This is a genomic window from Mucilaginibacter sp. SG564 (assembly GCF_013149275.1).
Lineage (GTDB): Bacteria > Bacteroidota > Bacteroidia > Sphingobacteriales > Sphingobacteriaceae > Mucilaginibacter.
This window is the reverse complement of the sequence record NZ_JABGNA010000018.1, coordinates 23,749-36,981: the sequence shown is the minus strand read 5'-3', so window position 1 is coordinate 36,981 and position 13,233 is coordinate 23,749. Positions and strand designations below refer to the sequence as shown.

Here is a 13,233-nt window from a genome sequence, read left to right as displayed (position 1 = left end):
CAAATCTCGATCTCAAACATTAATAATTAAAAAGATGAAAACATATTTGTTGCCCTCATTAAAGTTAACGCTCATATTGATCGTAATACTTGCAGGCATATACCCACTGGCTATTGCCGGTGTAGGTAAATTAACCCCAGGCCATGGTGATGGCGAAACATTAAGCTATAAAGGTCGCGTGGTAGGCTACGCTTTAGAAGGCCAGAAATTTACAAAGGACGAATACTTCTGGGGCCGTCCATCTGCGGTTGATTACAATGCTGCCGGATCTGGTGGTTCAAACAAAGGTCCGTCAAATCCGGACTATTTGAAGGATGTTGAAAAACGTATCGAGGATTTCCTTAAACATAACCCTGGTGTAACCCGCGCGCAGATCCCTGCCGAACTGGTTACCGCATCGGGTAGTGGTCTGGACCCTGATATTTCAGCAGCCGGTGCGCAGGTACAGGTAGCCCGTGTGGCCAAAGCCCGTGGTTTATCTGCCGATCAATTAACCAAACTGGTTAATGAACATACCGAAAAACCGCTGTTGGGTTTGTTTGGTCCATCCAAAGTAAATGTGTTGAAACTGAATATAGCTTTAGAAGAGCTGAAAAAATAACCGGGACAGGGTCTGAATCAGAATTTACAGAATTTAATGATTAACTCCGTTGAGGGCTACGCCGTTTTCAGAATTTATTGCATTGTCATTTTGTGAATTCTTAAATCCTGTAAATTCTGATTCAGATAAGATAAGTATGATTGTTTTTTATAATTAATGTTTGGTTGTTAATTATAAGTTTGGTTGACGAACATTCATACCGTAAAAGGGGATTTTTCGGAATCTCCTTTTATTAGTTTTATAAAAAAATATTAGTGATGAAAATGTTAAGTTTAGATATAGGCAGGGCCGTGCGATTCCCCTCTTGAGAGGGGTGGAGGGGTGTGTTTTTTAAACGATTGTGAACACACCCCTGCCATTGCACAAAGCCACGCTCCCCCTCTCAAGAGGGGAGTCTAACCAAAGCCACATTATGAGCGAAGAAAATAAAGAGCAGTCGGTTGAGCATTTCCTGGAGCTCATTAAACGTTCCAGGCGGGGTAAATTTAAGGTTTACATAGGCATGAGTGCGGGTGTGGGTAAAACCTATCGCATGCTGCTGGAAGCCCAGGCCCTGCTGCGCAATGGCATCGATGTTAAAATAGGTTATATTGAAACCCATGGCCGTAAAGAAACCGTGGCACAACTGGAAGGCCTGCCCGTAATACCCCGCCGTAAGTTGTTTTACAAAGGGAAGGAGCTGGAAGAGATGGATCTGAAAGCCATCATCAGCCTGCGCCCCGAGGTAGTGATAGTGGATGAGCTGGCCCATACCAATATTGAGGGTAGCAGTAACGAAAAACGCTGGCAGGATGTAATGCAGATCCTGAACGCGGGCATCAACGTGATCAGCGCGGTGAACATCCAGCATATGGAAAGCCTGAACGAAGAGGTGCAGCGCATTACCGGCGCAACCATCAACGAGCGCATCCCCGATAAGGTTTTGCAAATGGCCGATGAAGTAGTGAATATCGACCTTACTGCCGATGAACTGATAGACCGTTTAAAGGAGGGCAAGATATATGATGAAAAGAAAGTACCGCTGGCGCTCAATAATTTTTTTCAGTCCGAGCGCATACTGCAGCTGCGGGAACTGGCCCTGCGCGAGGTGGCCCACCAGGTAGAACGGAAAATCGACATCGAGATTCCCAAAAATATCAAGCTGCGGCCCGAGCTTTTTTTGGCCTGCATCAGTACCAATGATGCCTCGGCCAAGATCATTATACGTAAAACGGCCAGGTTATCATCATACTATCGTTCTAAATGGTACGTGCTTTATGTACAAACCTCGCGCGAAAGCAGCGATAAAATAAACCTGGCATCACAACGGCATCTCATCAACAACATGAAACTGGCTACGCAGCTGGGGGGCGAGGTGCTCAAAGTAAAAAACGACCATATAGCCAAGGCCATTTGGGAAACGGCCGAAAAATATGATATTACCACCATTTGCATTGGCAAACCCCGGTTTAAATTTTACCAGGTGATCATGAAAACGGCGGTATTTACCCAATTGTTAAATAAGATGTCAAAAACTGATATTGACCTTGTAATTCTATCATAACATGACCATTAAAAATAAACTACGTACAGGCATCGGGTTTTTGTTTGTACTGTCATTCATCTGCTGCGGGTTGTCGGTGTATTTCCTCAACCGTTTGTCGGCCGATGCGGGGGCTATTCTCAAGGATAACTATAAATCATTGCAGTACGGCCAGCAGATCCTGTCGGCAGTGGATGCCAATGGTGGCCCGCTTAGTCCGGCGCAATTAAAAACAATTGAAACCAACCTGGTGCTGGAAGAGCATAACATCACCGAACCGGGCGAGGGGCAGAAGGCGGCTTCATTGCGTGCTGTTTTTGAAAAAATTAAACTGGCAAATAATGATGCCGGCCAGCTATCTACCCTACGTGTACAGGCAAGGCAACTGGTTTATGGGTTTATGCAGCTTAACATGACGGCCATTGCACATAAAAATGATATCGCCAAAGGTACAGCCAGCCGTGCTACCATACTGGTGGCTTTTTGCGGTGCGTTTTTGTTCCTGGTGGCGTTTAGTTTCGTGGTTAATTTCCCGGGATATATTGCCAACCCGCTCAAGGAGCTTACCGCCCGTATCAAGGAAGTATCCAACCGTAACTATCATCAACAGATCGATTTTCACTCTAACGATGAATTTGGCGAACTGGGCCAGGCTTTTAATACCATGACCCGCAAGCTGGATGAATTTGAGAACAGTAACCTGGCCAGTATCCTTTTTGAAAAAAGACGGATCGAAACCATCATCAATTCCATGCACGATGCCATTTTGGGGCTCGACGAAAAAATGATCATCATATTTGCCAATGAGGTGGCTTGTTCATTAATCGGTATGACTGCCGATCAGCTCAATGGCCGTTACGCGCCCGATGTGGCTTTGGAAAACGACCTGCTGCGCAACCTGTTGGTGAATGACCAAACCAAACTGAAAATATTTGCCGATAACCGCGAGAGCTTTTATTCACGCGAGTCGCTATCCGTTACCAGCAAGGGTAAGGTGATAGGCAAGGTGATCATCCTGAAAAATATTACCGAATACCAGCAGCTGGATGAGGCTAAAACCAACTTCATCGCCACCATATCACATGAGCTCAAAACGCCGATCTCGTCCATCAAAATGAGTCTTAAATTGCTGGAGGATGTGCGCATTGGCGATGTAAATACCGAGCAAAAGCAACTGCTGGAAAATATTGAAGAAGACGCCCGCCGCCTGCTGCAAATAACCGGCGAACTACTGGATATGGCCCAGGTAGAAACCGGTAAGCTGCAGCTCAACTTTGGCAAAACCCACCCCAGAAACATTGTAGATTACGCCGTAAAAGCCATCAAATTTATAGCCGATCAGAAGCAGGTAAATATCAAAGTGGATTGTGATGAGAACCTGCCCGATGTACACGCCGATCTGGACAAAACCACCTGGGTGCTCATTAATTTATTATCAAACGCTATCAAATACAGCCACGAAAAATCGACGGTGGAACTGGTGGTAAAAAAACGCCATACCGACGAGATCGAATTTTCGGTACAGGATCATGGCAAGGGTATCGAAGAGCAGTACCTGTCGCGCCTGTTTGAGCGCTATTTTAAAGTTCCCAATGCCACCGCCGATCAAACCGGTACCGGCCTGGGCTTGGCCATAGCCAAAGATTTTATCGAAGCGCAATCGGGCAAGATAGCGGTAGACAGCGAACTGGGCGCCGGTAGCCGGTTTGCCTTTACCTTGAAGAGAGTAGCGTGATGAGCTACTTTTCTTCAATTTTGTCATGCTGAGGAACGAAGCATCTATTATTAAACTTTGCGATTGTGAAATAGAGCCCCGCTGTCCGAAGTCAGAGACTTCAGGCAACGGGGGAAATAAAAAATAACGTCATTGCGAGCGTAGCGTGGCAATCCCCGACTTACAAAGACGCTCCACATATCGGGGATTATTAATGTGTTATTGTTTTTATCGGGATTAATGAGCTCCTTTCAGTCGGTTGTCCACGTCGTTCCTCCTCGCAATGACGTGCAGGGGAAGAGCGCGTTATATCCTCCTTTCTAAGGCATCCACACAGAAATAAAACAGTCTGAAAAAAACCGAGCGTTTGGTATGTCGCTATTTACCTATCAATAAATCAATACTTTTTAAAATTTTCAAAACTGCTCAAAACGGTGTTGCAATTTGTTAAAATCGTTAAAACCGATGTTTTTTGATGAATTTCTGAATGTTTTTAGCCCGTTTTTGAACATAAAAGTGTTAAAATTTGAGGTTTAAAAAGTTTTAGGCTATCTGAATTTTATAAGTTTGCCTAAATGAAAACATCTCTCCGTTTTTTGCTGATGCTGCTGTGCTGCTTTGCCTTATCAACGGCGCATGCCCAAAACAAAAGGCTCACCTACTGCAACCCCCTCAACCTCGATTATGGGTATACCCCCTTTGCCGATTTTGCCGCCTGGGGTAAGCACCGCGCCACCGCCGATCCAACCGTTACCCTGTTCAAAGGGAAATACTACCTGTTCAGTACCAATCAGTTTGGCTACTGGTGGAGCGATAACATGCTGAACTGGAAATTTGTGTCGCGCAGGTTCCTGAGGCCCTATAATGAGAACCAGGGCGACGAGCTTTGCGCGCCGGCAACCCTGGTGTTGGGCGATACCCTGCTGGTGATCGGCTCTACCTATAATAAGGATTTTACCCTTTGGATGAGCACCGACCCTACCCATGATGCCTGGAAAGCCGCCAAAGACTATTTTAAAGTAGGCGCCTGGGATCCGGGTATGTTTACAGATGATGATGGCCGGGTTTATATCTACCATGGCTCCAGTAATACCCTGCCGCTTTATGGCCAGGAAATCGACCGCAGAACATTCGAGCCCATCGGTCCCAAAAAGGAACTGGTGAAGCTAAACCCCGAAATACATGGCTGGGAGCGCTTTGGCGAGCATAACGACAATGTTTTCCTGCTGCCCTTTATCGAAGGCTCCTGGATGAACAAGCATAACGGCAAATACTATCTGCAATTCGGAGCACCCGGCACCGAGCAAAGCGGCTATGCCGACGGTGTTTTTACCAGCGATAAGCCGCTGGGGCCGTTTACTTATCAAAAGCATAACCCATTCTCGTACAAACCGGGCGGTTTTGCCAAAGGTGCCGGGCATGGTGCTACCTGGCAGGATAAGTTTGGCAACTACTGGCATATCTCCACCATGGGTATCTCGGTAAAAAACAACTTTGAGCGCCGCATCGGTTTCTGGCCTGCCGGTTTTGACAGCGATGGCGTGCTGTATACCAATACTGCCTATGGCGATTACCCGCATTATTTAGCAGCAGGTCCCGAAGATCACCTCAAAAGCAATTTTACCGGCTGGATGATCCTCAACTATAATAAACCGGTAGAAGTTTCCTCAACACTGGGCGGTTATGCATCCAACAATGCTGTCGACGAGGATATCAGAACCTATTGGAGCGCCAAAACGGCCAACAAAGGCGAATGGTTTAAAACCGACCTGGGAGAAGTAAGCACGGTAAATGCCGTACAGATCAACTACGCCGATCAGGATGCCACTTTCCTGGGTAAATCACAGGGTGTTTTTCATCAGTACATCGTTTATTCGTCGTTGGACGGAAAAACATGGAAACCGCTGATCGACAAAAGCAAAAATAAAACCGACGTACCGCACGATTATATCGAACTAAAAAATCCAACCAGAACCCGTTACCTTAAAATGGTGAACCTGCACATGCCAACCGGTAAATTCGCGCTATCCGGCTTCCGGGTATTTGGTAAAGGTGCTGGTGCAAAAGCAGATACGGTACAAAACTTCATTGTATTGCGTGGCGATAGCGAACGCCGCAATGCCTGGCTAAAATGGAAACCGGTAGATAATGCCACAGGCTATACTATTTATATGGGCATAGCGCCCGATAAACTGTACAACAATATGCTGGTATACGGCAAAAACGAGTATTACTTTAATGGGATGGATAAAAACCTGCCGTATTATTTCCAGATCGAATCATTTAATGAAGATGGTATTTCAAAGCGATCTAAAGTGGTGAAAGTGGAGTGAGATTAACCGTATGTCATTTCGAACGAAGAGAGAAACAAAAAGTTGGGCTGTCACCCTGAGCCCGTCGAAGGGCGCGCGCAGAGGCCTGCCCACCATGCTTCGACGGGGCTCAGCATGACAGCCGATCGAAAAGCCAAAGCTTTGTGCGATTCCTTCCCTCGGGAAGAGGAGGAAGGAGTTTCTGTGCCTTGTAAACTTGCATCATGCATAAACTCCTCCCTGCCACAACACCATCCAGCCGCACCCCTCCCGTGGGGAGGGAATTGAAAATGGCACTGCTCCTTGCACTCGTTGCAAACGAGCGCAAGTATTTAGAGCGATACATTAACTTTTAGTTATTTTTTTTGTTGGATGGCCCAATAATTGCCGTTTTTTCGTAAAATGCCCCATGCTAAGATCAATATTTTCCTTTATTGCTATTTTGTTCTTTTGTGGCACTATTCGGGCGCAGCAGGCGGATAGTACGCTGAAAAAATCGCCGGTAAAAACGCTTACCGATAAACAATATACCGCATTGCTCAACGGTGATGATGCGTACGGTAATATGGCCTTACCCGCCCAGATCAATCATTTCCCCATGCCCGATCAGGCCATCAGGTTTAAAAAAGAATTGGGACTGAGTCCTGCGCAGGTAACCAAAATTACGGCTATTGCTACTGAGCTGCACCGCAAAAGATTGGAAATGGGGGCATTCATTATTAAAAATGAACAAACCCTGGATGAGCTTTTTCGTAAACAGCGGTTAAATAATGGCGATGTGATATTTTATGCAACGCGCTCCGGATTGTATTACGGAGAGCTCAGAAACGCCATTTTGCAGGCTTGTTTAAGCACCGGCGACCTGATGGCTCCCCAGCAAATCAAGAAGCTGGAAACTTTACAAAACCCTAATTGATAATATACCGTAGGATTTACTTAATTTAGCGGCCCAAATAAATAGTATGAAGATTACTTTTGATTTTGAAAAACCACTGGCTGAACTGATACAGCAGATTGAAAAGGTAAAGCAGGTTGAGGACAAGAACAAACTGGACATGTCGGCAACCATTGCAGAACTGGACGCAAAGCTGGAGGCTGCCAAAAAAGAGATCTACGGCAATTTGACCGGCTGGCAAAAGGTTCAGATATCACGTCACCCCGAAAGACCATATACCCTTCAATATATTGAGTTAATGTGCGATGATTTTATTGAGTTGCACGGCGACAGGACGGTAGGCGATGATAAAGCCATCATTGGTGGTTTTGGAACGTTGAACGGTCAAACCGTGATGTTCATTGGGCACCAGAAAGGTCGTAACACCAAGGAGCGCCAATACCGCAACTTTGGTATGGCTAATCCCGAAGGTTATCGTAAGGCTTTAAGGCTCATGAAAATGGCCGAAAAATTCAATAAACCTGTGGTTACCCTGATTGACACACCGGGCGCATTCCCTGGTCTGGAAGCCGAAGAGCGCGGACAAGGCGAAGCCATTGCCCGCAACCTGCTGGAAATGGCCGTGCTGAAAGTGCCGGTGATCTGCGTGATCATAGGCGAAGGAGCATCTGGCGGGGCCCTGGGCATAGGTATTGGCGATAAGGTACTGATGCTGGATAATTCCTGGTACTCGGTGATATCTCCCGAAAACTGCTCAACCATCCTTTGGAAAACCTGGGAAAACAAAGAACGTGCTGCTGAAGTACTGAAATTGACTTCGACAGAAATGTATAAGAACAAACTGATCGACGGTGTGATCAAAGAACCCCTTGGCGGTGCGCATCAGGATCCCGTGGCTATGGCCACCATCCTGAAAAAGCAATTGCTAAAAGATCTGAAAACACTGGGCGAACGTAATATCGATGAGCTGGTTACCGAACGTATCGACAAGTTCTGCAACATGGGCGTTGTAAACGAAGGATAAAAAATTCTGATCTATATTAAAAAGCGGCTTATGCCGCTTTTTTTGTTTAACGATAAAGGCCGGCTCATTGATTTCTATGATAGAAGCAAAAGATTTTGAATTAAGTATCTATTTTTAATTCCCTCCCTCGGGAGGGGCGCGTTGGGCAGGTGTAATGACAGGGAGGGGTTTCTACGCGCGATGATTATCTTGTTCTACAAACCCCTTCCTCCCCTTCCCGAGGGAAGGAATCGCACAAAGCCTTCGCTCTTTTGATGGCTGTCATACTGAGCCTGTTGAAGTATGGTGGGCAGGCCTCTGCGCGCGCGCTTCGACAAGCTCAGGGTGACAGGCCTTCGCTCCCGCGAGATTAGCGTAGCGTATCTCGTGGGTGGCATGCGGTAATACGCCAGCTGAAAGCTGAGTCATGCGTACCACGGGCTGGAAGCCCGCGGCAGCGTAAGGACAAAAAGTGGGTTTACATGGGTTTACACTTTTTGCCAATTAAAAACATGTAATAAATTGATTTTCAACTATATAATTCGATTTTAACCATAAAAAGTGTAAACCCATGTAAACCCACTTTTACTGTTTAGGAGTAACGCCAAATTTGGCTTCAAAGCCTTTGAGCTGCGCGCTGAATTTGGTGTTTAGTTCGGTTTGTTTAAAATCTTTGGTGAAACCTACCAGTCCGCTTAAAATCTGTATGGAGTATTGTATGTCGCGGTTGTCCAGGCTGGTTTCATTACGTTGCAGCAAGGCGTAATTATAGGTAAGCGAGTTGTTTACATAATCATCAACCTGGTTAGCCAGTTTGTTAGCCAGCGCAATATCACCCATACGGTAGGAGCTTTCGATCATATAAAATTTACGTACGGCAACCTCGGTGGAGTTGATGATGCCCGGCATTACTTCGTCGTATTTTTTCAGCGCGTTTTTGGCAAGGTCGTTATAGCCTTCTTTCATCAGGTTGTCTGCTAAATTGGAATAAAGCCTGGTGATCAACGGATAAAACATGGTCATGGACTCATGATCAAGGTAACGGGCGTTTTTCATATTGCCCCATTTAAACTTGGTCATCATGTTATGATACATCACCGGGGTATTGCTATTTTCGAGCGAGTTTGATGATGCTGTATCAGGTTTCAAAGGCATCAGGCGATAAGCGAAGCCCTCGTTGTACAGGTACTTGTCCAGGCCTATCATGTTATCATTAGGCACGGTTACCGAGAAATAGATGGGCCGTTTCCAGTTATTATGCGATAGAATGTCCATCATTGCCAAAACATCTTTGGTTACATAGCGGCCACTAAAGGTCCAGTCCATTTCGGGTACTATCTTATCTTTTTCTGCAGCCGGAACAGTACCGGTTTGCACTACCTGGTTAGGGTCGATAGTCAGCTTAAAGTTTTTAGTAGGGAGATAATTGGATACATCGCCATTATTGTACTCTACCATGGTTGATTTATCATCAGAGGTCATAAAATCAAAAACCTCTTTGAGCTCAGTAGCGCCGGTTAGTTTTTGATCGTTAAAATAAATAACATCACGTACACCTGGTTTAAACTTGTCGTTCGGCATAGTGATAGGCAGCGGTTCCGACTCATTCATCTTATTTTTCATACCGCGGATGTACCAGTCGGTACCCAGCAAGCTCAGGTTCACGATGCGTACATCCGGGCGCACATTTTCCACCTCCTGTATATACCAAAGCGGGTAAGTATCATTATCGCCATAGGTAAATAAAATAGCGTTAGGCGCGCAGGAATTCAGGTAATTGTACGCCATATCATGCGGCGTAAGCTTGGTGGAACGGTCATGATCGTCCCATTCCTGGTTGGCCATTAATACCGGTGCAGCCAATAGGCAAATTAGTGTTGCTATGATAGCGCTTGTTTTGGCATTGATCTTTTTCGACAGAAAATCGGCAATAGCCAGCACACCTAAGCCAATCCAAATGGCAAAGGCATAAAATGAACCTGCATAAGCATAATCACGCTCACGTGGCTGTAAAGGGTCCTGATTTAAGTATAATACAATAGCCAAACCTGTAAAAAAGAACAGCACCAACACAACGCCCGCATTTCGCTGATCGCGCCAAAAATGGAAGAACAGGCCTATCAGACCGATGATCAGCGGTAAAAAGAACAGGCGGTTGTAGCTTTTGCTTTCGGTAACAGCGTAGGGCAGGGGTTTGCTGAAATCCCAGCCGCTTAACCAGGAACCGTCTACACCGCCCTTGCCATCAATGGCGCCGGTTTGGCCGTCAAGATCATTGGCACGACCAACAAAATTCCACAGAAAATAGCGGGTGTACATCTGGTTCACCTGCCAGGTGCCAAAAAAGCCCAGGTTGGTGGCAAAGGTTGGATGTTCGCTTTGACCCAGTTTACTCCATGCCCGGTAAAAATCCGGATGACCGGCCTTATCGCTGAACATACGGGGGAAGGGCGTATTGCGGTCATACACAGTGGTCAGTTTTTTACCGGCTACCTCATATTTGGTTTCGCCGCGACGGTAAATAGTAGCACCTTCGGTTTGCTCGGTTGGGGTTGAATCAAAAAACTGGCCATAAAGTAGTGGCGTATCGCCGTATTGGTCGCGGTTCAGATAGCCGTTAAGCGCGAAAGCGTTTTCAGGGTCGCTGTTGTTTAGGTTAGGGTTTGCCTTGGCCCTTACTACAATCATCACAAATGAGCTGTATCCAAACAGGATAAACAGGAGGCAAATTAAAAAAGTATTCAGAGCAAAGCGTTTTTCGCGGATCTTCACTACGTACTCCAACAGGGCAAGTACTACCGCGCCAACTATGATGCCTACAATCCCGGCGCTGATGCCCAGTACCAATATAAAGCATACCGCAGCCATAATGATAGCCGGTTTTTGTGGTTTAATGGTATAATAGATCCCAGCAACAATAGTGGCTATCAGCAAAAGAAAGAACACTACAGCGCCGCTGCCAAAGCCCATACCCAAAGTATTCACAAAAAGCAGGTCGGAAAAAGCCGCGCCCTTTACGGTATATTGAATAACCCCCCAAAGTACAAAGGCCACAGCCACTATACCGGCAAAAAATGCCCAGAAAGTACCTTTGGAAGTGATATTTTTTGCTCTGCGGAAGTAGATAACCAATGCTATAGCTGGTATTACCAGCAGGTTTAATAGGTGAATACCTATAGATAAGCCCATGACATAGGCAATAAATACGATCCATTTATCGGCATGCTGCTCATCGGCATGGGCATCCCATTTTAATATGGCCCAGAATACAATGGCTGTACATAAAGATGATTGCGCGTAAACCTCGGACTCCACAGCCGAGAACCAGAAAGTATCAGACCAGGCATATGCCAGGGCGCCAACTAAGCCGGCTCCTATGATCAGTATCAGGTTTGCAATAGTGATGTCTTCGGTCTTTTTAACCAATAGCTTTTTGGCCAGGGCGGTAACCGTCCAAAACAGGAACATGATAGTTGCCCCACTGGCCAGCGCCGAAGCCATATTGGCCCAGTAAGCCACTTTGGTGCTATCACCCATAGAAAGTAAGGTGAAAACCTTTCCTATCATCGTAAACAGGGGCGCACCGGGTTGGTGGGCCACTTGTAAACGGTAAATACAGGCAACAAACTCGCCGCAATCCCAAAAACTGGAGGAGGGCTCTAAAGTTAAAATATAAGTTAGCGAAGCAATGATAAAGGCTACCCAGCCAAATATATTATTGATTTTTTTGTAGTCCATGTCTGAATTTTACGATAGAAAAAAGGTTGAATGCAGCCCGAAATTAGTAAAAGTATTATGATGTTAAAACCAAAAGCATGGGATTAACACTTTTTTGGCCTGTTTTGGGCATTAAGAGGCAATGAAAAATACTTTTTTAAAATTCTTTTTGAGAGTTAAAAAATCGTCTTATATTTGCATTCCTTTTCGGGGAGTAAAACAAACCAAAGGAGATTGCCTGATAGTATAATGGTAGTACGACGGTTTTTGGTACCGTTTGTCTAGGTTCGAATCCTGGTCGGGCAACATAGAAAATTTCGGATTTCTGATTTTCAATTTCGGATTTAGGTCTGATAGAAAATTGAAATCCGAATTGTTTTTATAAGGGTTTACAACATAAAGATTAAGCTATCGGATTGAAACATCCGGAACTGAACATCCTAAATCCAACATAAGAAAATGCCATTACAATTTAATCCGGTTAAGTTATTTGCAGGATCAGGTTCTAAGGAACTGGCGCAAAAGATTGCTGATGCTTATGGACGGGAATTAGGTGACGTGGTACTGTCACGCTTTAGTGATGGTGAATTTCAGCCGCATTTTAATGAATCTGTAAGGGGATGCGACGTATTTCTGATACAGAGTACTCACCAGCCTACCGACAATCTAATGGAATTACTGATGATGATTGATGCCGCTCGTCGTGCTTCATCACATTATGTAAGTGCTGTTATTCCGTATTTTGGATTGGCCCGTCAGGACAGGAAAGATAAGCCACGTGTGGCCATCAGTGCTAAACTGGTAGCTAATTTGCTGGTTGCAGCAGGCATTAACCGTATCATGACCATGGATTTGCACGCTGCGCAGATTCAGGGCTTTTTTGATATACCGGTTGATCACCTGGATGCTTCTATCATTTTTGTGCCTTATATCAAAAGCCTCGGCTTGCAGAATTTAACTATCGCATCGCCGGATATGGGTGGCTCATACAGGGCCCGCAGTTTTGCGAAATTCTTTAATGCCGAGGTGGTTATTTGCGATAAACGTCGTAAGCGTGCCAATGAAATTGAGGCGATGACGCTGATTGGTGATGTAACCGATCAGGATATTGTGCTGATTGATGATATCTGCGATACGGCTGGTACACTGGCAAAAGCTGCCGGACTGATTATGGAGCGTGGTGCACGCAGCGTACGCGCGGTTTGTACACACCCGGTATTGTCAGGTAAGGCTTATGAAACTATTGAAAACTCGGCTTTGGCAGAGTTAATAGTTACCGATACTATACCGTTAAAACAAACGAGCCCTAAGATTAAGGTGCTGTCAACTGCCGAATTGTTTGCAAAAGCCATTAGCAATGTGAATGAACACGGTTCTATCAGCCAGTTGTTTAGGGTAGATTGATAGGAAGCTTATAGTTCATGGTCGATGGTTCATAGCCGGAAACGTGGATTTGAATAGAATAAAAA

Annotated in this window: 8 protein-coding genes and 1 tRNA gene; 8 read left to right on the top strand and 1 reads right to left on the bottom strand. The window is 45.5% G+C overall.

All coding sequences use genetic code 11. The features are described from left to right. The first annotated feature begins 34 nt into the window (after window positions 1-34). The 6 genes from FHW89_RS26805 (at window position 35) to FHW89_RS26780 (ending at window position 8,068) form a co-directional block, all read left to right on the top strand. Window positions 35-601 (top strand): K(+)-transporting ATPase subunit C, encoded by a 567-nt coding sequence (locus tag FHW89_RS26805; protein WP_172338122.1) that lies wholly within the window; start codon window positions 35-37, stop codon window positions 599-601. A gap of 412 nt (window positions 602-1,013) precedes the next feature. Further along, a complete protein-coding gene (locus FHW89_RS26800; RefSeq protein ID WP_172338121.1) occupies window positions 1,014-2,144 on the top strand; it encodes a sensor protein KdpD in 1,131 nt (376 codons plus the stop codon). A 1-nt stretch (window position 2,145) separates the two neighbouring features. Further along, entirely contained in the window at window positions 2,146-3,858 is a 1,713-nt protein-coding gene (locus FHW89_RS26795) for an ATP-binding protein (RefSeq protein WP_172338120.1), read from the top strand. 554 nt (window positions 3,859-4,412) lie between these two features. After that, a complete protein-coding gene (locus FHW89_RS26790) occupies window positions 4,413-6,170 on the top strand; it encodes a family 43 glycosylhydrolase (protein ID WP_172338119.1) in 1,758 nt (585 codons plus the stop codon). Between the two features lie 388 nt (window positions 6,171-6,558). Further along, window positions 6,559-7,065, top strand: coding sequence for a hypothetical protein (locus tag FHW89_RS26785; RefSeq protein ID WP_172338118.1), 507 nt, complete (start codon window positions 6,559-6,561; stop codon window positions 7,063-7,065). Between the two features lie 46 nt (window positions 7,066-7,111). Further along, the gene (locus tag FHW89_RS26780) at window positions 7,112-8,068 is read left to right on the top strand and encodes an acetyl-CoA carboxylase carboxyltransferase subunit alpha (protein ID WP_172338117.1); all 957 of its coding nucleotides are present in this window, start codon (window positions 7,112-7,114) and stop codon (window positions 8,066-8,068) included. Window positions 8,069-8,632: 564 nt separating this feature from the next. Here the strand turns inward: FHW89_RS26780 and FHW89_RS26775 are convergent. Beyond that, the gene (locus tag FHW89_RS26775; protein WP_172338116.1) at window positions 8,633-11,785 is read right to left on the bottom strand and encodes a protein O-mannosyl-transferase family; all 3,153 of its coding nucleotides are present in this window, start codon (window positions 11,783-11,785) and stop codon (window positions 8,633-8,635) included. Between the two features lie 214 nt (window positions 11,786-11,999). On the opposite strand from FHW89_RS26775, the gene FHW89_RS26770 reads away from it, so the two are divergent. Both FHW89_RS26770 and FHW89_RS26765 read left to right on the top strand, forming a co-directional pair. Further along, window positions 12,000-12,070, top strand: a tRNA-Gln gene (locus tag FHW89_RS26770). A 153-nt stretch (window positions 12,071-12,223) separates the two neighbouring features. Then, window positions 12,224-13,168 (top strand): ribose-phosphate pyrophosphokinase, encoded by a 945-nt coding sequence (locus FHW89_RS26765; RefSeq protein WP_172338115.1) that lies wholly within the window; start codon window positions 12,224-12,226, stop codon window positions 13,166-13,168. The last annotated feature ends 65 nt before the right edge of the window (window positions 13,169-13,233 follow it).